Below are 25,349 nucleotides of genomic sequence, written 5' to 3'. Positions count from 1 at the left end.
GCGTTCCAAGAGTTTTCTTTAATTATTGTTAAAATACTTACTTACCTTAAGGATAACTAATAGCTATCGTAAAGGTAATAAATATCTAAAAATCTTATCTATCAAAAAGGCAAAGTGAGATGCAAGTACAAGGCGATTTATTCAAAAGCTCATTTTGGCAAGAAGTAGCACAAGGGAAGATTTACTATGATCCTCACTTTCTCGGTCACTTGGATGCTGATCGCTGCTTTTCGCAGCTTCGCGCAACCTTACCTTGGCAACAAGAAAGCATCATGATGTTTGGACGATCGGTATTACAGCCTCGACTACAAGCGTGGCATGGTGACGCCGCTTACACTTATTCAGGACTAACCATGACTCCTCACCCTTGGACACCGGAACTGATTGAACTGAAAACACGCAGTGAAGCCATTGCTGAGGTGAAATTTAACTCTGTCTTAGCGAATCTCTATCGTCATGGCCAAGACTCTATGGGATGGCATCAAGACAATGAGCCTGAGCTAGGAAGAAACCCTGTAATCGCTTCTATCAACTTGGGGGAAACTCGCCGATTTGTTCTAAGGAATTTACATTGTAAAACCCAATTAGAATATGAGCTTAGCCATGGATCTCTGCTCATTATGGCCGGAGAGTTACAACATCACTGGAAGCATGCCGTTCCTAAAACGGCAAAACCAAAAGGCGAGCGTATTAATCTGACTTTCCGCCATATCGTGACCAACTATTGACTGAGTCATTACATATCAAAAAAGCATTAGTGCTAGGCTTGAATCTTGGCTCTCAATCGGAATGTGTTTATGCGTATCAGACCTCTCAGCTTAGCCGTGTTGCTCTCCTGTTCACTGGCTTTTCAGGCGCAAGCCTCTCAAGAGGCACCAGTTTTAACCTATTCACAGTCCGCACAGTTGATCAAAAATACGTACGAATCGCAGCTATATACCTTGCCTGCGTTTCGAGAGGGGCATTTCGGCCTTCGTATGTATCGCCAAACGTTAAATGACAAGTATCTACCCGCCGTATGGACAGACATGGCACAAGTCGCGAACCGTCTCAATCATTTTGCCAATGAAGTCACTGCACCCGAGCAAATTTTTCTCTACTCAGAAGAACGTTTAGCGACTTACCACGATAAAGAAGATGAACGGAGCCAACGTCGCTACACCGTTACCAAGCACCAACCAGAATACCTCTACTTAGGCATCGATCTGATTGGAGCAATGGCAAGAGCTGACGAGTACGGCTTAAAGCACAAACAAGACAAAACGCTAAGGGGTGTCTTACGTCGATACGATTTCGCACGCTACGCCACTGATCCAGAGATGATAGAAGCTTGGGCGGCGCAATTGGCGAACCAGGTCTATTGGCTACGTCAGCTCGGCGAACAAGATGTGGTTAATGCATTTACCGATGCGTTTCGCTCGACCTACCCAGACAACCAAGATAAAAAACTGTCACCGCAGCAATACAGTAATAAGATCTACGGTATGACTCACATTATTTTGGGTGATTCGCAGTATTACCAAAAACAGGTGAATGAAGCTGACCATCAGTGGATTTATGACTACTTCCGAGACAATATCGACACCATCATTTTGCGCTCTAAAGAGGATGTGGTTGCCGAGGTCGGGATTTCATTTCTCCTTGCGGGGTTGGATAGTGACCCAGTCGTCGAAAAAAACTCGTCAAGCAATCCAAAGTGCCATTAATACGCAGCAAGGGATGATCCCTTCCGTGGAAGGGGACTACGACTTGAAATATGGTGAACACCGCAATGTGTTGGCCATCATGCTGCTGGATTGGCAAGGTGTACACCAAGCCCCAACAATACAAAACCAGCCTCACGCGTTTGAGTCTCTGCCTTATGGGTTAGTGTCAAAGCACTGATATCAACGCAGGTTACAGGATCGAGTGGGCAGGCTTAAAAGCTTTACTTTTCAACATTTGCTCGTATCGAACCAATCGAAAATCTTGGAACCCCTGCATAACACTTTTGATCATCGGATTCTCAAAAAACTGACGACTGGTGCCTGTATAGAAAGTAATGCTGTGACTAGAGCAACACCTTTCTAAGAAGCAATCTTCCATAAACTGGTTCAAGCTATGATCTCGGATCGGAAAATAAACCATAAGGCCTTTGCTGATCCCAGCAATGTGATTCAATATTTGAGTTCGAATCGACTTGGTAAGAAAGACCACACTCACCAAATAAATTGAGTTGTTTTTCTGCTCATAGACCACGTGCCCTACCAACATTTTTCTATAGTAAAAACAATAGATTTTGGGCTGATGAAGCTCAAGCTCATTAAGAGTATCGATGATATCTCCCCCGTTCATTCGAAGATGAGAATCAATCACTAAAGCTTTATCTTCCTCTTCCAGCTTATCAAAAGGCACGTGACCAGTGTGGGTGATTTCATAGTCGTATACCGTGCTTAAATTTTGAAAATTGACTGGGTGTTGCAGGGCTTTTTTAACGATCTTTAACTCCTGAGAATCATAGTGGTAAGGCTGCTGAAAGAAATGTGCGATACCAAGACGCCTTAGTAGCGTTGGCTCGATTTTTTGCCTTTCCCACTGACTCAAGGTTGCTTGATTCAAGCTCGAGAATACACGATGCGAAGAAGAAAGCAGCTCCGCTAAACTGTCTTGTGAATATTTATATTTTTTCCTGAAATGCTTCAATGCATCGGCAAATTGAAGTCGGTCGAACTGCATTTTTTCTCCTAGCCAAGCGCCAATAATTGCGAAAAATATGTGTAGTTATAATTAGAATAGACACCAAATTGTGATTGTGTGAGTCAATAACACTTCAACTCAAGATACCTGCATTACACGACGTTATCTGTAATGCCTTCGGGGTAATTTTCATGCAGTGGGGTGGCTTCTTCCTCAAAACCAACGCGGCTGCCCTTTGGAATGACAATTAAGCCACCGTCAGTCATCTCAAAGCGCGCTTTGTCTCTTTTTGGTTTCTCACCGATCACTGTGCCTGGGGCGATCTCAACATCTTCTTCAATAATGGTTCGCGTAATCCGGCTATTCGCTCCAATTTTACAGCGCCCCATTAAGATGGATTCATGCACAATGCTGTTTCTGCCTAACTCACATTCCTCACCAATCACGGAGCGAATCGCGCATGCTCCTTCTATCTGACAACCTGAGGCAATGTAACTGTCTTTAATGCGAACTTTGATTTCTTCGATGTTGCAATATTCTATTGGTCTTTTAGATTCAACCCTTTGACTCAACAGTGCATCAATACCACTCTTACCCTCAACACTCTGTTCCACCAGCATCATCATCTGCAGTCGCCAGTAATCATCAAGATTATTAACGTTATGCCAGTATGTAGGTGCTTGTTTTTCGTCAATCTCGCCAAGGTCAAACAATGCCGTTTTCACTCTACGAGCAAGCAGAGAGACGATATCCTTGGTCAAGTCATGCTTACCATCAAGCTTCTTGGCATTATTAAACAGACCTTTGACCAACACGGGCCGCTGAAAGAGGTAGTTTTCCGTTAGCACCATTGCAAAGCCCGGTTTATTCGGAATTTCTGTAGGGGTTTGCGGTTGGTGTTGAATACTAATGACTTGGCGCTGCTCATCGAGCTCAACCACATGATATTGAGAGGCTTGCTCTACAGGGACTTGAGCTACGACTAACGTAAGTTCGGCTCGTTGGATTTGATGATACTGAAGTAAAGAAGTGATGTAATGACGATGGATTTGCTCGCCACCAACCAATAAAACGTGCTCATCAGTGGGTCGATTAAAGGCATCCAAATGCTGCAATAAGACATCTGTCCAATTTTGTCGTAAAACCGGTAATTGCTTAGCCTGAGAATAAATTGGCTCAAGCACTTCGATTCTTGATTTGTAGTCTCCCCATGCATGCTTTAGATGATCAATTAAAGACGAGCAGTGGAACCGACTCAATATGAGATTACGTTTTATCCCTGCTTGAATGAGGTTGGTTAGCGAAAAATCAATTAAACGATGAGAACCTATGAAAGGTATGATGGATTTACAGCAGGTTTGAGTGAGTGGAACTAGCCCATTCCAACCTCTATCGGTTAATACCACCGATACGATTTTTGACGTCACGTACAACTTCCTTATTCTATTAATAATTTAGAAAGTAAATGCAAACCGTACGCAAGTACTATTCAATTGAGGTGTCAATTTACTCAATAATGAATATTATCGGGCAATGACCTACCCAATATTTAACTCACCTCTCATTTGGTAGCTTAATAAAATAAAACCCGCCGGAGTGGCGGGTTTTGAATGGTTGTTTATGTGGTGGCGTTCCTTATAGCGAGATAAAGATGCCAGCCAAACATGCACTCATTAGGTTCGCTAGCGTACCAGCCGCTACCGCTTTCAGACCCATGTTCGCTACGTCTTTACGACGCTCAGGTGCCATTACACCAATAGAGCCAAGTTGAATTGCAATAGAACCGATGTTCGCGAAACCACACAATGCAAACGTGATGATCACTTGCGTATGTTCAGTCAGCGTTGCTTTGTGTTGGACGAAATCGATGAATGCCACGAATTCGTTCATTACGATTTTCTGACCGATGTAAGAGCCTGCCGCTAATACTTCGTGACCCGGAACGCCGATTAACCAAGCGAGAGGGGCAAATAGGTAACCAAAGATGGCTTGTAGTGTGATACCCGCAAAGCCGAACATTTCGCCTAGGTTTTCCAGACCCGTGTTCACCATTGCAATCACACTCACGAACGCGATCAGCATTGTACCTACCGCAACCGCGACTTTCATACCGCCCATCGCACCACTTGCTAGCGCGTCGATCACGTTGCTCTCTTCAGACTTATCCAACTCGATGTTGTTGTAATCACTTGGTGTTTGACGCTCTGGCACAATAATTTTTGCCATCAACAAGCTACCTGGTGCTGCCATGAAGCTCGCTGCGATTAGGTATTTCAACTCTACACCTAGACCTGCGTAACCACCTAGAACACTACCCGCGACTGATGCCATACCACCTGCCATTACCGCGAACAGTTCTGAACGAGTCATGTTTTGCAAGAAAGGACGGATAAGAAGTGGCGATTCGCCTTGAGAGAGGAAGATGTTACCTGTCGCAACAAGCGATTCTGCTTTGCTGGTACCCAAGAATTTTTGGATTGCACCACCGATAAATTGAATCACTTTTTGCATGATACCCAAGTAGTAAAGGGCAGAGATAAGAGCGCTGAAGAAGATGATGATAGGAAGAACGCGAACCGCGAAGATGAAGCCTGTAGAAGCAAGGTCACCGAAGAGGAATTTGATGCCTTCATCGGCAAAACTTAATAACCCTGCAACCCCATTACTCAAACTGGCTAGCGCCGCTTGTCCCCATGGGAAGTAAAGCACTAAGGCTGCAAAACCCATCTGAAGCAGCAATGCACGAGACACGGTTTTCCAATTGATTGAAGAACGGCTCTCTGACAGCAGGAACGCACAACCTAACAGTGCAACAATACCAAATAGACTAAATAGAACACTCATGAATCGGACCTACTGAACGTTGAAAAAGAAAGGAACGCCAAAAGCATTGGCAGAAGAAAGGGACAACGCATCGAGTGACAGCGCACTCGCAGATCCAGATTGGAGGAAGAACGGATAGTTCGACATCTTATTTTTACCTTATACAAGCAATTGAACGTAGCTGGTCCGGTCCGTGGGGTCATTCACTGCTGGAGAGTTCTCGACTCATCCCGCTCCATGTGACGGCTTGTATGGGTAAGGGTCCTGAACAACGAACCCTAATTCCCGCTTAAACGGGTCGCAAGTATAGCCATCAAAACGAGAGTTTCATCACATTTATTTACGCAAACGTTCAAGCGTTTATTATTTAAGCAAAGATGCCATTTTGTGGTCATACTTGTAGGGAAAATAGGGGTATTGAGAGGACAAGTAATGGTAAAACTGCCAAAAGCGAACAATAAATGTTCAGTTGAACACCAAAGACCAAAAATGAGCAATTTTACTCTCGCCAATCTATGGATTTTGGATATACAATTTGGAACGCTTCATTCAGAAGCCTCTGTGTATTCAGAGCATCATGATGCCGAGATGGTGAAATTGGTAGACACGCTAGCATGAGGTGCTAGTGCCTTAGGTGTGAGGGTTCGAGTCCCTCTCTCGGCACCATTCCTTTCTTTCAAAGAATTTAGAGTGTAATGCAAAGTTCTAAACAGGCAAAACAATCCGCTGACGCTAACCAACTACTTAGCGAACTCGCGGTGCACGCCTTATTACACCTGCACTTCAAAATCCACGCATCATCGCGAATGCTTCCCCTTAAAGAACGTAACGATCTATTGCAAAAGTGGCTTAAACCTAAGCTCAAAAGCAATCGCTACAAACTGATTAAAAAGCCATTAAAGTCTTTGACTCAACAGGCAAAAGGGGAAAATGGCAATTTAGAAGCTTTACTTGAACGTTGTGTAGGTGCCGATAAACCTGGTAACCCGCAGCCTCACCTTGATAGCTACCTGCTGCTGATCAACGAAGTCGAGAAAAAATTAGGCACGACGGTAATGCTATCTCGTCCTGAAGATGTCGACTTATCTCACGACCAACACGGTTGTTTGCTGTGTGTGCTGTCTGATAACTTAAACCAACACTTCGACGATAATAACGCCCTAATCGCACCTATTTCGATGCTTTTCCGTGGCCCTATGAGTCAACGCTCTCTGTTCCTAGGCAGTATATACGCGAGCAATACCTTCAATTACGAAGTGCTGTACCAAGACGAACAATTTGTGCGAATAACGCTAGATTTGGCGTAATACGACACTCAGATGAATCAAAAAAGCCGCGAAATTCGCGGCTTTTTGCTTAATTAACGTTTATCAATGTCATTAACGACCCACAGAATTATTAATCCAGTTCGCGGAAACGAGCTGTGAAGTGACGAAGTACTGGTGGTTCGTATTCAAACGTCAATCCTTTCAGTTCATGAGCACGGTTCTTCAACTCGATGATCGCATCAGCGATGTAATCCATGTGATCGTTGGTGTAAACACGACGTGGAATGGTCAAACGCATCAACTCAAGTTCTGAAGCTTTTTGTTCACCGGTTTCCGGATCGCGACCAAGCAACAGTGACCCAATCTCTACCGCTCGAATTCCCGCCTCTAAGTACAAAGCATTACACAACACTTGTGCAGGGAATTGCTCCGGTGGGATATGTGGCAGAATCTTAGCCGCATCAACAAAGACGGCATGACCACCTGTTGGGTATTGGATTGGAATGCCACCCTCGCGCAGACGCTCACCCAAGTATTGCACTTGGCTAATGCGGTAGTGAAGGTAATCCTCATCCGCACCTTCATACAGACCACGAGCCAAAGCTTCCATATCACGACCCGCCATACCACCGTAAGTCACAAAGCCTTCCATCGGAACGCATCGTGTTTGTACCGCTTGGAATAGCTCTTGGTGATCGCGAATACAACACATACCACCAATGTTCACCATTGGGTCTTTCTTCGCAGACATGGTGAGCATATCACCGTACTGGTACATCTCACGGATGATTTCCAGAATCGACTTGTTCTCGTAACCCGCTTCACGCTGCTTGATAAAGTAAGCGTTTTCGCAATAGCGAGCCGAATCGATCACCACAGGGATGTCGTACTTGGTTGCGATTTCGTACACGCTGCGCATGTTTTCCATCGACACAGGCTGACCACCAGAGCTGTTACACGTGACCGTTGTGATGATCGCGCAGATGTTATGAGAACCATGTTCTTCAATGGTTGCCACCAACTTATTAAGGTCAAAGTTCCCCTTCCAGTCGTATGGCGTGGTGGTATCAAACGCTTCTTCCGTAACTACGTTAATCGCTTTACCGCCATTGAGTTCAATGTGGCCCGCTGTAGTATCGAAGTGGTAGTTTGAGATGAACACTGGTGTCTCACCTCCACGGACCTGACGCATACGCTCAATCAAAGCTGGGAATAAGATTTGCTCCGCGCCACGGCCTTGGTGTGCTGGCACTGTGAGCTTGTAACCAAAAAAGTGCTCTACCGCATCACACAAGTTGTAGTAGTTGCGACTCCCCGCATAAGACTCATCACCCATCATGATGCCGGCCCACTGATTGTCACTCATAGCACCAGTGCCAGAGTCGGTCAGCAGGTCGATATAAACATCATCACTACGAAGAAGAAATGGGTTAAAGCCCGCTTGTTTAAGGGCAACTTCTCGGTCAGCCAAGGTCGTCATTTTGATTGGCTCAACCATTTTGATACGGAACGGTTCTGGGATACGTTTCATTGTTAATTTCCTTATACGCATGACCCTACGCATTTAAGCGTAAGATTAAAAACAAACTGATAAATTGCTTTTCAATGCGGAAGCATTGAGGAAATTAACGCGCAGAGATTTTACTAAGAAGAGACAAGCAGTAGTCTAGGTTGTACCAGAACGACAGCACCAAACGGCTATCGAGAATATCCTTAATTCTCATCGTCTTCGTCCTCCTGATAAAAAGAAAAGCCAGAAACCCCATGTCTCTGACCTTTTCAATATAGTGCAGTTTTCAATCAAATTTCAGTGAAGCTTACCTCATTTTACGAAGGTCTCACCCTTTTCATTCTGCGTTTGATGTTGTTCTCTTTGACCATGTAGTCGAACAAAGGAGCAAACAAGTTGGCAAACAGAATCGCTAACATAATGCCTTCCGGATAGGCTGGGTTGAGTACACGGATAAATATCGTCATCACACCAATCAAGATACCGTAAGCCCACTTACCACCATTAGTAAACGCAGCGGATACTGGGTCTGTCGCCATAAAGAAGGTACCAAACGCAACACCACCGATCACGAAGTGCCAGTAGAACGGCATAGAGAACATGGGATTTGTATTCGATCCAATCGCATTAAGCAGTAGCGAAGTTACGGCTAAGCCAACAAAGACCCCTGCAACAATTCGCCACGAAGCGATCTTCATGAAGATCAGCACTAGACCTGTGAGCGCAATAAGTAAGGTTGAGACTTCCCCCATCGAACCGGGCAGATTACCAACAAACGCATCCATCCATGAGATAGACTGCCCCGTCATGTTGTTCGTCAAGGCACTCTGACCACCTTCATACCATTGGCTCAGCGGTGTAGCGCCAGAGTAACCATCTGCCGCAACCCAAACAGCACCGCCAGACATGTTAGCGGGATAAGCGAAGTACAAGAAGGCTCGCCCTGCTAATGCCGGGTTTAAGAAATTTCGCCCCGTGCCACCAAAGATTTCTTTCGCTACCACAATACCAAAAGTGATACCTAAGGCGGCTTGCCACAGTGGAATGGTTGGCGGCAGAATCAATGAAAACAGAATGGAGCTCACAAAGAAGCCTTCATTCACCTCGTGTTTGCGGACAATCGCGAACAGAACCTCCCAAAAACCGCCGACAATGAACACGGTCGCGTAGACAGGCAGAAAGTACGTGGCGCCGACCAGCATTTTACTTGCCCAACCTGCTTGGCTCGCGGCTTCTACCGAACCCCAAACCCAGCTTAGCCCCCAAGAGGCATCAATAGCTTGCTGCGCTGCCGCTTGGTCAAGGCCATAGAGCAACGCGTCACTGGATTGCTGACCAATGTTGTACATCCCCCAAAACATCGCGGGGAAAACGGCTAGCCACACCATAATCATGATCCGCTTTAAATCGATGCTGTCTCGAACATGAGTAGCGCCGCGATTCACTTTACCCGGCGTGTAAAAAAGGGTTTCGACAGCTTCAAAAAGTGGGTAGAACTTTTGGTATTGGCCTCCCGGTTCAAACTTTGGTGAGACCTTCTCAAAATATTGCTTCAGACTCATAACGTCTCCTCCTCTAGAAGTGTTACGAGTGCCACTCAAAAGCGATCTTTTTTACTCTTTTCACTCTTCTGTTCCGTACCTACAAGTTGGACCGTAATTCCCTGCAATTATGTAAACCGTGAAAGTCGTGCTTATACTCAATCAATAACAAAACAACGGAGTGAATTTATGAAGTTAAGGATGATGTGGACGACCATTGTGGCGATTACCGCGCTTCCATTCGCTAACAGCGCAACAGCAGTCGACAAACAAATGTCACCGGCTTTGAAAAAGAAAATGCAAGCGATATGCGGCGCACAAGGTGGCGTTCCAGGAGGGTGGCAAGTAGCGAAAGTCACCCCTGATGCAGAGCGTTCTCTCAGTATGATTTTGTATCAAATGAATGCCACGGATAAGCTAAAACAAATCAATGATGTGAGAACCCAAGTCGTCGGCGGCATACACTATGCGATGGAGTTTGAACTCAAAGACGGGCAGGTGTGGAATGCGATTGTTTTGCACAGTGCCCGAGGCGATTACATGATTGAAAGACACGCCAAGAAAGGCGAACTTTGCCCTAAAGGTGGAGAGTCTTAACGGCTCTTCCAAATACAGCAAAGGCGACCGTTTAGTCGCCTTTGTTTTATACCGTTTTCGCCTCTATCTTCTCATTCACTTTATCGCAAATGTACTCCCCAATCGGCATTGCAGATGTCGCTGCGGGAGAGGGTGCGTTGCAAACATGCAGGCTTCTTGCGCTCTCGGCAAACAAGAAGTCATGAACCAAAGTGCCATCAGATAACACCGCTTGCGCGCGAATACCCGCAGGATATGGTTTGAGATCTTCGACCTTGATGCTTGGGCAGTATTTGTTGACCAACTTGAGATAGCCCGGCTTCCACCACGAGTTCTTAAACTCATCCAATCCGGTTTTTAGATGCTTTTGTGTCACCTTCCAGAAACCTGAAAAGCTGAGCATTTGCATGGTATCTTGCAGGCTAAAGTTGACCTTATCGTACCCTTCTCGCTTCCAGCCTTGCACCGCATTTGGACCAACAGTCACACTACCATCAATCATACGAGTGAGGTGGACACCCAAAAAAGGCAAATCAGGATCTGGGATTGGGTAAATAAGATGATTCACCACTTGGTCGTGTTTGCTATCTAAGCGGTAGTATTCACCACGATAAGGGATGATCTGAAAGTCGGTTGGAATACCCATCATCTTAGTCATACGATCCGCCATCAAGCCACTGCAAGTAACCAAGAACTTGGTATTGAGCTGCATGGTTTGACCGTCTGAAATGCAGGTAAGTTGGACTTCTTCATCCTTCTCTTCGGCAGCCACTACTTTGGTTCTCAGGCTGATTTGACCACCGAGCTTTTGGAACTCTTCCGCCATCTGCTCAGTGACCAAACGATAATCGACAATACTGGTGGTTTTGACATAAATCGCGCCCAAGCCTGTGATGTTTGGCTCAGCCAGCTTGAGTTGAACTTCATCGAGTAGCTTTACGTCGATGCCGTTGACATGGCAGCGCTCATAGAGGGCATTCATACGTTCGACTTCTTGCTCATTGGTAGCAACCAGTAACTTGCCACAGTTCTCCACCGGAATATCGTGCTCGGCGCAGAACGAAATGGTTCGCTCTACCCCTCGCTTACAAAAATCTGCCTTTAAGCTGCCCGGTGCGTAGTACACCCCGGCATGAATCACGCCGCTATTGTGTCCGGTTTGGTGCTTGGCAAAACCGGACTCTTTCTCAACCAATAAAATGGATTTGTCTGGGTGACGTTGCTGCAGTTGCCATGCTGTCGACACACCAACGATACCGCCACCAACAATGATGTAGTCATAGACTGATTTCATACGACCTCTTATAAAACCGATAGTTGAGATTGTTGCAATTTGAACTTACGACCACTGTAAATAAAAATCGCGACAAATACTGCGCAGCTTGCTACACGAACCAACATTGGGATGTCGTGCCAAACAAGCAATGTACCCACCACAATCAACACAAGACGCATCAGAATGTTTAGTGGACCTTCCAAGTAGCCTTCAATCGCACCAATCAATGCATAGGTACCGATGATGGCAAAGAAGCCCACGGTAATCACCGACGTCACATCCCAACTGACTAAGCCTGTGTAGGCAATAAGTAGCGGCACAAGATACAAACCTTTGGCGATTTTCCACGCCATCAAACCGGTGCGCATCGGTGGTGTTTTTGCAATGGTTGCTGCTGCAAAAGCGGTCAAACACACTGGTGGTGTTACGTTACTGTCTTGCGATAACCAGAAGATGATGAGGTGAGCAGCCAGCAGTGCTAAACCTACCGCTTCCATACCCAAACTTTGCTCTAATAGGGTTTCCATAAAGTCAGCGGGCACTAACGCCACCATTTCTTTCGCGGTTTCCAACGCCATTGGTGCATTAAGCAGTTCCAGCTTTTCTGGCGCCGCCAACATAAAGATGGCTTTTGCTTGCTCTGGTAATTGACCCGACACCATTAATTCAAGCAATTGGTTTTCCGCAATCAACTTGTACAGCGCAGGAGCAGACAGTGTACCCAAAACAATGTAAGCCGCCGTTACTGGTAACCCCATGCCCAATACCAGAGAGGCGAGCGCAATCAGAACGATCATGATGAACAAGTCACCATTCGCCCAGCCGTCGATCATCAATGAGAACGTGTTACCGATGCCCGTGGTGCTGATCACGTTGACCACCAAACCAATACCCACAAGCAATACGGCGGTTGTCGCCATGTTTTTCGCGCCTTGCGAAAGCGCTTCGATGATCGCTTTTGGTCCCATTTTGTGATCTTTTGAGAACCAAGAAGCCACCACAACAGAAATGATCGATAGACCCGCCGCGTAAGTTGGCGTAAAGCCTTGGACCAAAAGAGTAACCAATACAGCCAGTGGGATAAGGTTGTGCCAGCCGCTGACTACGACTTTAAGTAGAGATTCATCACTGGTCGTGATCTTCTGAACACCGCTGCGTTTAGCTTCGATACGCACAAAGAACGCCACAGACAAGAAGTAGATAAGAGCTGGAATGAAAGAAACCGCGATGATATCAACATAAGGAATTTGCGTGTATGACGCCATGATGAAAGCACCCGCCCCCATCACTGGTGGCATCAACTGACCACCTGTCGAGGCCGCCGCTTCAACGCCCGCAGCAAAGCGCGAAGGGAACCCCGCTTTTTGCATCAAAGGAATACTGATAACACCAGTTGAAACTGTATTTGCTACGCTAGAGCCCGATACAGAGCCCATCAAACCCGAGCCAATTACCGCGATAAAACCGGGACCGCCAATGATTTTGCCTGCCGCCGCACGTGCCACATTGATGATGTAATCGCCGACGCCAGAGCGAACAAGAAACGCACCAAACAGAATGAACATGAATACAAAAGTCCAACTGATGCGTGAAATCGAGCCGAACATGCCCTCTGAAGAATAGAAACTGCGGTAAAGTAAAGTTTCCATACTCAAACCCGGGAAGTGGAAAATACCGGTTGCCCACTTACCCCAAAGCACAACGTAGCTTAAACACACCACAATCAGCACTGGAATAAACCAGCCCATAGTACGTCGAATCAGTTCGATAACAATCAAGATGGCCAAGATGGCGAACACCCAATCGCTGGTCACGAACTTCACACCGCGTTCGTACAGCGCGTCTTCGGCATAAGGAATGTAGAGCAAGCACGCGACGGCCCCCATGGCAATCAACACATCGACGCCCAGTGCAATCTTACTCTGCTTGAGAGAGATATGGGCCGGGTACCAAAGCGCACAAATTACTGCAAAACCAGCAAAGTGAGTGGCAGAAATCCATAACTCCGGTAACGTCGATAAGGTATTAAACCAAATGTGCAAAACAGATAGCACCACGGCAAACACTGTAATTGTGGTCGTTACCCACGGAAAGTCTGTGCGCGTGGGCAGCTCAAACTTCTGCAATTCCTTCTCTATTGAGTCGCTCATCTTATACTCCAAGCTCTAGCGGCTTTTTTCGTTTTAAATCGTTTGTAGGGATTAAATGCCCCAAGCCAACGCTCGGGGCGAGCTGACGTTATTTCGCCATTAGGTCTGATGGGATTTCGATGCCCATTTCTTTGTAGTAACGCGCTGCACCTGGGTGAAGAGGTACAGGCAAGCCAGCAATTGCTTTTTCCATTGCCATTGCTTTGGTTGCTTTGTGGATGCCTTGTAGGAATGGCAAGTTCTCGTATATTGCTTTGGTTAGCTGGTATACGTCTTCTTCCGAGATGTCTTCACGAACGGCCAAGAAGTTTGGCTGTGCGATAGTCGTGATCGGCTTGTCCAGACCTGGGTAGGTGTTGGCTGGGATCTCGTATTTCGTCCAAAGGTTATAGTGGCCATTCGCCTCTTTGATTTGTTCGTCTGTAAACGAAAGAATCGAGATGTCTTTACCTAGCGCAGCAAAAGCTTGAGTGACCGCCCCAACGGGGACTCCCGCTGGCGTGTTCATGCCGTCAATAGTGCCGTTTTGAAGCGCACTCGCGCTACCACCGTAGCCCATGTAGGCTAGATTGAATTTATCTGGGTCGACATTCAGACCTTTCATGATTTGACGACCAGAATTCTCTGTACCAGAGTTTTTCTTACCGATGGAGAACTTCTTACCATCTAGATTATTCAGGTCAGTCACCGTACCCGTTTTTGCTAGGTCAGAGCGAACAATAAAGTGCTCAACGTTTTGCCACAGCATAGAGACTGAACGCAGCTGCTCTTGGCGACCACTCTTCTCATAAGGACCTTCGCCAGACCAAGCCCACGCACCGTATAAGCCCTGCAGAATCGCGAACTGGGCTTCGTTTTCGTTCAACAGTTTGACGTTTTCACCAGATCCAGCAGAGCTAATTGCAGAAAGTGAGAAGTGATGTTTAGGTGCCAATTTCACTTTACTTAATGTCGCCAGTGCTACGCCCACAGGGTAGTAAGTTCCGCCTGTCGATGCCGTTGCAAGAATGTAGCTACGCTCTTCCGCTACTGCATTAGCAGCAATACCAAAAGAAGTCACAGCGACAGCTAAAGCTTTTACCAGCTTATTCATTTTCATTATTACTCTCCGTGTAGTCGTTTCACGATTTGAATTTACAAGGCATTAAACCTTGATTAACAACAAATAGCCTAGAGCAATAGAAATGCCAACTTTTAAGCTATTGTATTTATTGAGATAAAGATCAAGACCCGATATAAATGAGCAAAATCATGCTGATTTGATAACAAAGCAATAAGCAAGATATTGCCTATTTCTGAGGGTAAATTTGTGCAACTACACAGCAAAAGGTTAATGAAATGTGATCTGGAATGAAAAAATGCTCCGTTTGCCGATGAGCAATATTTTGCCGATGAGATCTTGGGCTGAACCGGAGCTAAAGCGTCTTAACAATAAGAAGAAAAAGCGCATCATTCTAAACTGCTCACTTTATCGGCGGAGCTTTGCAGCCTAAATAACTAAAAATAGCGCAAAAATACAGCAAAACAAGCAATGTTACAGAAATGAAAAGTCATTTATTCTGATTTTGAATTTAAAAACCAGTTCGATCCACCAGTTCAGAAACAAACATTGACCGTATCAACTTATTTTCTTCTTCGGGGTTGTGCCAATGGCCCCATGTTCGTTAGGGTAACAACACGCCAAGGCAAACGTATTCCTTGGTATTTTTTCGTCATTAAGGATCATCCATGTCAGCAACTGCGCAATCACAATTCGCTTTAAAACGCCCATCTGGCGTTGCTGCTGCGATCCTCCTGCTCTCTCTGGAACTGATTCAGAGCTGACAGGCTATATCTAAACTTTCTGTCAGCTTGAGAAGAAGCTGACGGGAACACCACATACTCCTCCCATTCCTTTCAGTTTCTTCCAAGCGAAACATAAGAGGAATAACAATGTTAAGCGCACGCAATATCGCCGCTTTGGGCTTCATGACTTTCGCCATGTACTTAGGCGCGGGTAACCTGATCTTCCCTCCATTTTTGGGTTATCAAGCAGGTGAAAACTTTCTGAGCGGGATGTCTGGCTTCCTCTTGACGGGTGTAGGTCTGCCTGCAATGGCACTAGTAATGGTGGCTATCGTTAACGGTTCAGACAAACTAACCGCAGCCCTACCTAAACCTTTGGCAACCAGTTTTTGGGTGATGGTGTTTATCGTGATTGGCCCTGCGTTCGTAATACCACGTGCGATTACTGTGGCTTACCAATTTAGCTTTGCACCAATGTTTGGTGATGCCGCTTTGGTGCCTTTCACTGTTGCCTTCTGCGTTATCACCATTTTATTCGCCCTATATCCAGGTAAGTTGGTCGACAACCTAGGCAAGATCTTAACTCCCGCTTTGATGGCTATCTTGGTGATCATGTCTGTGACCGCTCTGGTTTACCCTGCTGGCGAGCTAACCACGGCAACGGGTCCATACGTATCTGGCGCGTTTGCTGAAGGCTTAACCCAAGGCTACATGACAATGGACGCACTAGGCTCTATCGGTTTTGGTTGGATTATTTTCCGTGCGATTCGCAGCATGGGGGTAGATTGTCCGAAAGCCACCGCAAAATACACGCTAATCGCCGCTTTGATGTACGCGGTTGCCATGGCATTTGTTTACATCTCATTGGCTTACATTGGCTCGACGAGCTCATACTTAGGCTCTGAGTTCAGCAATGGCGGCGATATCCTAACGGCGTTCACCTTCAACCACTTTGGTGCGTTTGGTTCACTACTACTAGGTGCCGTGATGGTATTGGCGTGTTTGACTACTGCTATCGGCGTAACCACCGCAGGCAGTGAGTTTTACGACAACACTTTCAGCAAAGTGAACTATAAAGGCTGTGTGATCACGACCATGGTGTTGGCAGGTTTGATCGCCAACGTAGGTTTGGAGCAACTATTGGCTATTACATTGCCTGCGGTTGTGGTACTTCATCCAGTGGCGATTGCATTGATGATCATGGCACCAGTGCGCAACAAGATGTCGCAAATCATGGTCGTCGCGACGGCGTTCACTGCGCTAACGTTTGGTTGTGTTGATGCGCTGCACATCCTAGGTTACATGCCAGAAGCGGCAAACCAATGGTTAGACAGCAACATGCCACTGTACCACTACTTTGCAAGTTGGATTGTTCCGACGATCGCTATGGTGGTTGTGGGCGTAGTATTTACCCGCAAGGCAAGCCAACAACAAGCCGAGTTGGTGAACCAAGCCTAGATTGGCAAGTACCTTAACAAATAAGTACCTCAACAAAAAACGGCTTCCTAAGTGAAGCCGTTTTTTCTACGTGTAATCAGAGCGATTCAGCCCAAACTTCTGCATCTTTTGGTTGAGGGTTCGGCGTGGTAAATCTAATTCGACCATCACATCCGTAATTCTTCCTTGGTTTCGAACTAACGAATCATGTAGCACCTTGCGTTCAAAATTATGCAGTTGAATCACCAACGGCACCCCTGCTTGTGTCTCTTCGTTTGTCGAGGAAGGTCGACTAGAGAGAATTTCCATAACCGAAATGGTGTTGTCTAACGCGAACCTTATGGCCACGTTTCTTAGTTCCCGCACATTGCCCGGCCACGCATAAGCAAGAATGGCTTTTCTATCGGCTTCACTCACAGGTCGGCAGTTTGGGTTGTTCTTCAATGTGAAATGCTCGAATAAGATCAAGGCGTCTTCTTCACGCTCTCTCAGTGGCGGTAGATAGATCTGCGCCACATTAAGGCGATAATATAAATCCTGACGAAAGTCGTCATGATCATTGAGATCTTCTTTCGCCGCCGCGATCACCCGTAAATCAACAGAGATTTGTTGGTTGCCACCGACTCGCTCTATGGTGTGTTCTTGAAGAGCGCGCAATACTTTCACTTGCATTGACAGGGGCATACTTTCTACTTCATCAAAAAACAAGGTGCCCTTATCTGCGTATTCAAGTTTACCAATGCGCTTTTTGGCCGCGCCGGTAAATGCACCAGCTTCATGGCCAAATAATTCGCTCTCGAACAGCGTTTCAGGAATTGCGCCACAGTTGATGGGCACAAAGTGATGGGCTCTCCGTTGGCTCTCATTATGTAAGCTGGTGGCCACCAGCTCTTTACCACAACCTGTTTCACCATAAATGATTACGTTAGTATCGATTCGCGCTAGCTTGGCAACTTGCTCCCTCAGTTTTTGCATCACTTTACTTCGCCCAACCAACACTTCTTCTAAGCCGCTAATGCTAGAAAGATACTCTTGACGATCTTGAGTAGAAGTTTGTGCGCGATAACTCTCAACGGCCTCAGTCACGCGTTGAGATAGACGCTCTGGCTGGAAAGGCTTCTCAATAAAATCAAACGCACCGCGTTGTAAGGCACCAACGGCCATATCGACATCACCGTGGCCAGTGATCAAAATAATCGGGGTTTGAATATGGTTGGCAATCAGGCTTTCTAGTATCGATAAACCGTCGATGTCTGGTAGGCGAACATCACTCACAATGGCATCAAATTCTTGGCTAAGAATGGCGGCTTTGCCCTCTTCCCCCAGACTGAATGCCGATACATCAAATCCCGCCAGCTGTAACCATTGGCTGGTTGCCTGACGAACAATGTCGTCGTCTTCGATAAGTGCAATTTTAGGGGAGTCGTTAAAAGCCATACGTTACTGCCTGATTTATAAGTATAGGAATTCATCGTGGTGTGCTAACGGTAGCAAAAACCACTGTGGAGAAAAGGAGCTAGATCTCACTTCTTGCTTACAAGTCTTTAACATCCAACCAGTTAGGCGCACTCTTTCATAGTCGAAAAAAGATCAATACCAGTATGGGGTCGGTATGCAGCGCAGAAGAATTGGCAAAACATGGCTTGTAGTCGCACTTGCATCCATGCTGATTTTGTCTTGCTATATCGCCAGTCGAGAGGTTGCTCGTCAATGGTTGAGTGTCGAGACTCAAAACGAAGCTCAACAAAAGTTGCTCGACTATATCGGTGAAGTTCGCCGAGCTCTTAAACGCTTCTATCACCTGCCTTACCTTGTGACCAATGACCCGGAAACCATCGCGTTTGTAAAAGGGAATCTAACTTATTACGAGCCGCTACAAACCCAACTGACTCAACTGGATAAAGCCGCTAACACAGAAGGTTGGCTGATCCTGTCTAACTCTGGTGAGGTATTGGTGTCGAGTTTAATCGAAGAGCGCTTCAGCCTGTCTGACCGAAAAGCGATTGTGGAACAAATTCACAACCAAGGCGGCGGTGTCTCCTTGGTGAACAAAACCAAAGGCTCCAGCCCACTGTATTATTTGGCCGCTCCTATCTATGACGGCTTAGATATCGCTGGCATTGTGGTAGTACAAATCAACCTGAGCCTATTGACTGAGCAAACCATTACCAGTCAAGACATCATCACATTGCAAAATCGCCAGCAGCGTTTCTTCCTATCGAGCAGCCCAGTCTATAACGCAGACTGGTTTAACGAACCGAACAACACAGTCCAGCTAGAAACTCAACGCTTATACGACAACACCAATATCAGAGCATGGACACTCAACCATCAACGCTATTTTGCACATACCGTGAAGCTGGATGACTTGAATTGGTACGTCAGTTACCTCACCCCTTCCAAACCGATTCAACAAACTATCAATGTGATTGGTTGGAGCGTAGCGGCACTGCTCCTATTGATCGTCTTGCTTGTCATCATTGGCTTGCAACGTCGCCAAAAACACATCAACCAACAACGGATTCAAGCCCTTTTGGAAGAGTCCCAACGCCGCTTGAAGCAAATGATCAATAAGACTCACGTTGGTTTGTTATTGATTGACGAACAAGGGCAACTGTTTGACCTCAACCCGATGGCGAAGCGTTTGTTTTGTTTGCCAGAGAGTGTTAATCGACACACTTTTGCTTGGGAGCTATTTGATGCCGGTAACCCAAATTCAACCACTCTCAAGTTACTTAAAGATCTACCTAAACATAAAGAGCTAGCAGAGATCAGCACGGTCGAAACCATCGCCAAAAGGAGTGATGGCAGCGTCTTCCCTGTTCTGTTCTCCCTGACCAGTTTCCCTTGGCATGGCGAGCAGTATTTTCTTGCAACGATCATAGACATCAGTAAGCGGAAAAAAGCCGAGCAATCACTGCAACAGGTTAACCAAGAACTGGCACAACGTATAGAAGAGCGAACTCAAGCGCTAAAAGAAGCACAAAACCAGTTAATTGAATCGAGCAAAATGGCAGCCTTAGGTCGCATGTCAAGCGCGATCACTCATGAACTTAATCAGCCGCTAACGGGCTTGCGTACTCTGCTCACCACTAATGAGCTATTGGCTGAACGCGGTGAAACCGACATGATGAAAGCCAATAACGTCTTGGTACAGAAACTGATTGATCGCATGGCAAGCATGACCAGTCAGCTAAAAACGTTCGCTTACAACAAACCAGAACGTTTACAAGCGATTTCCCTTACCTCAGCACTCGAAGAAACATTGCGTGTTTACCAATCTCAACTAGACAAGGTGGATGTACGGGTCCGTGTTCCTCGAAATTTAAACAAGATCATGGGAGAAGAGCAACGACTGCTGCAGGTGCTTGGTAACCTTGTATCGAACGCATTGGATGCGATGGGCAACACCACTAATCCTCAGCTCAACTTGATCGTCAACCCAACGGCAAATCAGGTAGAACTAACGGTGAGTGACAATGGCTGTGGCGTGTCGGATGAGATGCTCGAATCGATGTTTGAACCCTTCCAAACCTCAAAGAAAATTGGTGAGGGGCTAGGGCTCGGTTTAGCGATTACGGCCAACAATATGCGTGATATGAATGGACAAGTTACCGTGCATAAGAATGAACAAAATGGACTGACTTTCACTTTATTGTTCAAATCAGCTTAAGTCGGTATTGATTACAAAATCATCATCAGAACTCGGCATCTCCCGCTGTTTGAGAAAAACACGATCTCGATACAAGAATCCCACCTTGACCTACACTATTCTCAAATACAGAAAACACATACTGCAAAACAATAAAGAGTGAGAAACATGATTACGTTTCCTGAACATTTTCTTTGGGGCGGTGCTATTGCTGCAAACCAAGTAGAGGGGTCGTACAACCTTGGGGGTAAAGGGTTATCGACGTCAGACATGCTGCCAAACGGTATTTTGAGTCCGCATCAAACCCGTGAAGAACGTACGCCGGGCATCAAAGACGTGGCGATCGACTTCTACAATCGCTATCCAGAAGACATTGCGCTATTCAAAGAGATGGGCTTTAACTGCCTGCGTCTGTCTTTGGCATGGAGCCGCATCTTCCCGAACGGCGACGAACTTGAACCTAACGAAGAAGGTTTAGCGTTCTACGATAAAATTTTTGATGAACTGGCGAAGCACGATATCCAACCTTTCGTGACCTTATCTCACTACGAAATGCCTTACGCACTGGTCGAGAACTACGGTGGTTGGGGCGATCGTCGCGTGATCGAATTCTTCGAGCGTTATGCACGCACCGTGCTTGAACGCTACAAAGATAAAGTGAAGCTGTGGTTAACGTTCAACGAAATCAATATGTCTCTGCATGCGCCATTTACCGGTGTTGGTTTACAAGAAGACGCTAGCGAACAAGAGATTTACCAAGCGATTCACCACCAGCTAGTGGCAAATGCGAAAGCGGTAAAACTGTGTCAGCAAATCGTACCAAACGGCAAGATTGGTAACATGCTGCTTGGCGCGATCAACTACCCATATACCTGTAACCCTGATGACGTGCTGGCAGCAATGCACGAAAACAACAAATGGTTGTTCTTCGGTGATGTACAAACTCGTGGTCAGTACCCTGGCTACATAAAGCGTTACTTCCGCGAAAATAGCATTGAAATTCAGATGGAAGCCGGTGACCTAGAAGAGATCGCATCAGCAAGTGTCGATTTCATCTCATTCAGCTACTACGCAAGTGGCTGTGCGAGTGCAGACCCAAAACAGAAAGAAGTAGGTAACATCGTCGATAGCGTGCCAAACCCATATCTTGAGAAGAGCCAATGGGGCTGGTTGATCGATCCAAAAGGTCTACGCGTTCTGCTTAATTTCCTTCACGATCGCTACCAAAAGCCACTATTCGTCGTAGAAAACGGCTTAGGTGCACGTGATGAAATCGATGAAAACGGTGAGATTCAAGATGATTACCGCATCGCTTACTTGAACGATCACCTTGTGCAAGCACACGAAGCGATTCTTGATGGTGTTGAGTTGATGGGCTTCACTAGCTGGGGACCAATCGATTTAGTCGCGAACTCAACTGCTGAAATGAGCAAGCGTTACGGTTACATCTACGTTGATCGCCACAACGATGGCCAAGGTACGTTAGAACGTAAACGTAAGAAGAGCTTCTTCTGGTATCAAGATGTCATTCGCACTGCAGGCGGTTCTCTCAAAAGCTAGTTTTAGTAAGCAACTCATCAGAAACAACAAAGCCCTGCAAACGCAGGGCTTTTCTTATTCCCGATATTCAGTCGTACAACCTAGTGGCTACACACCAATTTCACCACCGTCTTCACGACGAATAACCACCGTTGCGGCACGTGGGCGCAGTGTCATCCCTGCTGGTGTCTCTTCCGCAGCATTGTCGCTATAAGGCCAGTTACCTGGGTGCTGAATGTTCACGAACAAAGACTTGTAATCTGGGCTGATGGTAAAGCCTGTTACTTCGCAGCCATTAGGACCAACAAAGAAACGCTTCAGCTCAGCTTGGTTTTCTGCGCCGATCACTTCTTGTGTGCCGTTTTCATCTGTCAGCTTTGAAGGTACAACCGCAAGCATTTGGTCATTGGTGTAAGACGTCACTTCATCTGCACCGTTATCCGTCTGAATCCAAAGGATGCCACGAGGGTCAAACGCTAAGCCGTCTGGGCTCGCAAATTGGTTTAGCTCGGTCAAACTCGAACGGTTAGTGTCCGCATCGCCATTTGCTGGAGAACCAAACACGAAGATATCCCACGTGAAGTCTGTTGATGCTTCGCCTTCATCCCAACGGATTACGTGACCAAACTTGTTGTTCAAACGTGGGTTTGCAGGGTTAGTTTCCTCTGTGCGCTTGGTGTTGTTCGTTAGCGTCAGGTAAACCGAGCCTGTGAATGGATCCACGGTACACCACTCTGGGCGATCCATTGGCGTCGCACCAACGAGGTCGGCTGCGCCCGCCGTATTCAGGATGATTTCTGCCAACGAATTGAAGCTATCTGCCAAAGTGCCACCAGAAAATGTCGTGCTATCTAGTGTCAGTGGCAACCAAGTACCAGAGCTGTCTTCGTTGAAGCGCGCCACATACAGTGTGCCTTCATCCATATACTTATCGCCCGTCGCCAAACGGTTTGCTGGATTAGCATCTGCTGGGTCCCACGCTGCTGCAGATTCAAATTTGTATAGGTACTCAAAGCGAGAGTCGTGGCCTGAGTAAAAGACCACAGGTTTGCCTTCTTCAAGCTTGCCGAAAGTACAGCCCTCGTGACGAAAGCGACCTAGTGCAGTACGCTTCTTAGCACGTGAGTTTTGCGTGTAAGGGTCGATCTCAACGATGTAACCATGGCCGTTCGCTTCATTACGGTAATCATCCAATGCACTTGCGCCCGTAGGCTCAACATTGAAGCGCGTAAACTCGTCCAAGCGTTCTTCAGCGTTGCCCGCCAACGTTTCCCATAAGTAGCGAGTGCGTTCGTCATCTACACCAATACGATCTTGCTCTTCAGTGCGAACACCTGCGTTGACAAAGTAACCCGGCCAGTTCTCTTCACACGTTAGGTACGTGCCCCAAGGCGAGAAACCATTACCACAGTTGTTTAGTGTGCCACGTGCTTGGCTGCCATCTTGAGAGAAGCGAGTCACGGCCAATTCTGTATTTGCCACAGGACCAGATAAGTCCATAACTGTCGCGCCAGTGTAACGGCGGTTTAGTGGGTCGGTATCCACCAGCTTCCACATGTTGTCTTCAAGTTGAACGCGAACCACGGATACACCGTGCGCGTTAATTTCTTTACGAACTTCGTCGACAATAGTACGCACGCCGCCCACAACGGTTGGACCGCTAGGATGCAATGCTGAAGTATCAATGTACTCGTGGTTAATACACAACAAGCCATCAGTATCACTGTCATTTAGTGAGAAGAAATGCATGCCGTCATGATGCATACCAAGCGCATTGAGCTGATCAGCACTCGTATTGCTGCCATCGTCTTTCCAAGCATTACCTTGTGCATTTAGAGGTGTGCCCCAAGGTACCAAAACTTGTGCGACATAACCTTGCGGAATCGAAACTGCATCCGTCAGAGAGCCCGGAATAGAATCAAAATTCAATACTGCGCTAGACACGTTAGACCCATTGCCAGCTGAAGTGCCAGAGCTAGAATCGTTGCACCCAGATAAGCCAAACGCACCAAAAGCGGTCATCGCACTGATACCTAGGCCACCTTTTAGGATACTGCGTCGAGATAGGCTCGCTTCCAGTACTTCTTCAAAAGGCTTGTTATTACTCTGGTTGTAACGCGTCGCGTCGAAGGTTTCCTTACTCATGGTGTTGCTTTCCCAGTGTTAGGTTGAATTATAAGTTTGTTAATTATCAAGCGAGAGGAAGTTTGGAAGAGAAAAGTGACAGAAGTAGTCCATCTTTATGAACTTTGTGTTTAGAAAATGTTATAAAGCACCCATCTATTCTATGTACTCCCGATTTTGCTTGGGCAAAGCCTGTTTTGGGGGTATAAGGTGTACTCAAATCATCCACGAGAGATAATCATGAAACTAGATAAAATCGATAACAAAAATCGTCGTCTACGCAAAAAGCTATTCCTAGGTGAATTCGCAATCCTAGGTTTTGAAATCAGCTGTGAAACAGACATCAACGACTTCGACCGTTACGATGCATTCGTTGATGAGTTTATCGACTACATTGATGGTCTAAACCTATGCTTTGGCGGCGGCGGTCTAGAGCTGTTTGAAGGCTTCCTATGCTCAACAGAGCGTTACGAAAGCGCAACTGAAGAACAAAAAGCACAGGTTCTAGCTTGGCTACAAGCTCGCCCAGAAGTAAGCAGCGCAAAAGCTGGCGACTTGGTTGACGCAAACTACCTGTAATTACGGAATCACTCTGTAATAAGCAGAGTTGAACAAGTAATGAGAAAGCTGGTCTTCGGACTGGCTTTTTTGCATTTAAGGCTATGGTTTTGTGCTGAAATGTTGAATCTAGAAAGAGTGGAACGTTTGGTTGTTTTGGAAGCTTTGTTTAGGAAAGCAGGAAGCTTAGAGTCTTGGAAAGTATGGATGTGCTAGATAATTTTAGAGCTGGCATGTTATGGAAGGTAATTCGTCCATTGCCAGCTCAGTGTCACGAGTGTGGTTAACTATGCTTTTTTGGTAGCGTCAGTTTTTGTGTCTTTCCAGTATTGAATACGTACACGATGCAACTGTGCTCTTCTCATCTTTTTCATAGCAATCTCCCTCATCTATATAGGTAGCGCTCATCATGAGCTTATTGTCTAAGGTTGTTT

At 46.3% G+C, this 25,349-nt stretch carries 18 protein-coding genes, 1 tRNA gene and 1 pseudogene; 10 read left to right on the top strand and 10 right to left on the bottom strand.

Features of this window, described 5'->3' with window-relative positions:
• The first annotated feature begins 119 nt into the window (after nt 1–119).
• Together KHO06_RS18125 and KHO06_RS18120 are read left to right on the top strand one after the other, a co-directional pair.
• Nucleotides 120–728, top strand: a complete 609-nt coding sequence (locus tag KHO06_RS18125; RefSeq protein WP_038890614.1) for an alpha-ketoglutarate-dependent dioxygenase AlkB — start codon at nt 120–122, stop codon at nt 726–728.
• A gap of 69 nt (nt 729–797) precedes the next feature.
• Nucleotides 798–1,884: pseudogene (locus KHO06_RS18120) on the top strand (DUF3541 domain-containing protein).
• Between the two features lie 12 nt (nt 1,885–1,896).
• Here the strand turns inward: KHO06_RS18120 and KHO06_RS18115 are convergent.
• From KHO06_RS18115 to KHO06_RS18105, 3 genes are all read right to left on the bottom strand, one after another.
• The gene (locus KHO06_RS18115; protein WP_005432551.1) at nt 1,897–2,715 is read right to left on the bottom strand and encodes a helix-turn-helix transcriptional regulator; all 819 of its coding nucleotides are present in this window, start codon (nt 2,713–2,715) and stop codon (nt 1,897–1,899) included.
• 113 nt (nt 2,716–2,828) lie between these two features.
• Nucleotides 2,829–4,103: a sugar phosphate nucleotidyltransferase gene (locus KHO06_RS18110; protein ID WP_212583060.1), complete on the bottom strand. Its 1,275-nt coding sequence runs from the start codon at nt 4,101–4,103 to the stop codon at nt 2,829–2,831.
• A 208-nt stretch (nt 4,104–4,311) separates the two neighbouring features.
• Complete coding sequence (locus KHO06_RS18105; RefSeq protein WP_005432553.1) at nt 4,312–5,520, bottom strand: NupC/NupG family nucleoside CNT transporter; 1,209 nt, start codon at nt 5,518–5,520, stop codon at nt 4,312–4,314.
• Nucleotides 5,521–5,988: 468 nt separating this feature from the next.
• Here KHO06_RS18105 and KHO06_RS26765 point away from each other — a divergent pair, with 468 nt between their 5' ends.
• The 3 genes from KHO06_RS26765 (at nt 5,989) to KHO06_RS18090 (ending at nt 6,806) form a co-directional block, all read left to right on the top strand.
• Entirely contained in the window at nt 5,989–6,117 is a 129-nt protein-coding gene (locus KHO06_RS26765; RefSeq protein WP_256867211.1) for a hypothetical protein, read from the top strand.
• A tRNA-Leu gene (locus KHO06_RS18095) sits at nt 6,082–6,165 on the top strand. The genes KHO06_RS26765 and KHO06_RS18095 overlap by 36 nt, the downstream gene beginning before the upstream one ends.
• 29 nt (nt 6,166–6,194) lie before the next feature.
• Nucleotides 6,195–6,806, top strand: coding sequence for a DUF2913 family protein (locus tag KHO06_RS18090; protein WP_005432556.1), 612 nt, complete (start codon nt 6,195–6,197; stop codon nt 6,804–6,806).
• 91 nt (nt 6,807–6,897) lie between these two features.
• On the opposite strand, the gene KHO06_RS18085 is transcribed toward KHO06_RS18090, so the two are convergent.
• Entirely contained in the window at nt 6,898–8,298 is a 1,401-nt protein-coding gene (locus KHO06_RS18085) for a tryptophanase (RefSeq protein ID WP_045375895.1), read from the bottom strand.
• Nucleotides 8,299–8,594: 296 nt separating this feature from the next.
• Nucleotides 8,595–9,839, bottom strand: coding sequence for an NADH:ubiquinone reductase (Na(+)-transporting) subunit B (locus KHO06_RS18080; protein ID WP_212583059.1), 1,245 nt, complete (start codon nt 9,837–9,839; stop codon nt 8,595–8,597).
• 168 nt (nt 9,840–10,007) lie between these two features.
• On the opposite strand from KHO06_RS18080, the gene KHO06_RS18075 reads away from it, so the two are divergent.
• Nucleotides 10,008–10,415: a hypothetical protein gene (locus tag KHO06_RS18075; RefSeq protein ID WP_005432571.1), complete on the top strand. Its 408-nt coding sequence runs from the start codon at nt 10,008–10,010 to the stop codon at nt 10,413–10,415.
• A 46-nt stretch (nt 10,416–10,461) separates the two neighbouring features.
• On the opposite strand, the gene lhgO is transcribed toward KHO06_RS18075, so the two are convergent.
• The 3 genes from lhgO to KHO06_RS18060 all read right to left on the bottom strand — a co-directional run bounded on the left by lhgO (nt 10,462) and on the right by KHO06_RS18060 (nt 14,919).
• The gene (gene lhgO / locus KHO06_RS18070; RefSeq protein ID WP_050913282.1) at nt 10,462–11,688 is read right to left on the bottom strand and encodes an L-2-hydroxyglutarate oxidase; all 1,227 of its coding nucleotides are present in this window, start codon (nt 11,686–11,688) and stop codon (nt 10,462–10,464) included.
• An 8-nt stretch (nt 11,689–11,696) separates the two neighbouring features.
• Complete coding sequence (locus KHO06_RS18065) at nt 11,697–13,820, bottom strand: TRAP transporter permease (RefSeq protein ID WP_045396747.1); 2,124 nt, start codon at nt 13,818–13,820, stop codon at nt 11,697–11,699.
• A gap of 88 nt (nt 13,821–13,908) precedes the next feature.
• Nucleotides 13,909–14,919, bottom strand: a complete 1,011-nt coding sequence (locus KHO06_RS18060) for a TAXI family TRAP transporter solute-binding subunit (protein WP_005432575.1) — start codon at nt 14,917–14,919, stop codon at nt 13,909–13,911.
• A gap of 833 nt (nt 14,920–15,752) precedes the next feature.
• Here KHO06_RS18060 and brnQ point away from each other — a divergent pair.
• Entirely contained in the window at nt 15,753–17,063 is a 1,311-nt protein-coding gene (gene brnQ, locus KHO06_RS18055; protein WP_212583058.1) for a branched-chain amino acid transport system II carrier protein, read from the top strand.
• A 66-nt stretch (nt 17,064–17,129) separates the two neighbouring features.
• Here brnQ and KHO06_RS18050 read toward each other — a convergent pair whose 3' ends face one another.
• The gene (locus KHO06_RS18050) at nt 17,130–18,479 is read right to left on the bottom strand and encodes a sigma-54 dependent transcriptional regulator (RefSeq protein WP_005432579.1); all 1,350 of its coding nucleotides are present in this window, start codon (nt 18,477–18,479) and stop codon (nt 17,130–17,132) included.
• 175 nt (nt 18,480–18,654) lie between these two features.
• Between KHO06_RS18050 and KHO06_RS18045 the strand changes: the two genes are divergently transcribed.
• Entirely contained in the window at nt 18,655–20,715 is a 2,061-nt protein-coding gene (locus KHO06_RS18045) for an ATP-binding protein (protein WP_212583057.1), read from the top strand.
• Nucleotides 20,716–20,862: 147 nt separating this feature from the next.
• Entirely contained in the window at nt 20,863–22,254 is a 1,392-nt protein-coding gene (ascB, locus tag KHO06_RS18040; RefSeq protein WP_212583056.1) for a 6-phospho-beta-glucosidase, read from the top strand.
• Between the two features lie 87 nt (nt 22,255–22,341).
• Here ascB and KHO06_RS18035 read toward each other — a convergent pair whose 3' ends face one another.
• Entirely contained in the window at nt 22,342–24,378 is a 2,037-nt protein-coding gene (locus KHO06_RS18035) for a PhoX family phosphatase (protein WP_212583055.1), read from the bottom strand.
• A gap of 219 nt (nt 24,379–24,597) precedes the next feature.
• Between KHO06_RS18035 and KHO06_RS18030 the strand changes: the two genes are divergently transcribed.
• A complete protein-coding gene (locus KHO06_RS18030; protein ID WP_005432583.1) occupies nt 24,598–24,936 on the top strand; it encodes a YggL family protein in 339 nt (112 codons plus the stop codon).
• Nucleotides 24,937–25,349: the final 413 nt, after the last annotated feature.

Source organism: Vibrio sp. B1FIG11 (assembly GCF_905175335.1).
GTDB lineage: Bacteria > Pseudomonadota > Gammaproteobacteria > Enterobacterales > Vibrionaceae > Vibrio > Vibrio campbellii.
This window is presented reverse-complemented; position numbering and strand designations above follow the sequence as displayed.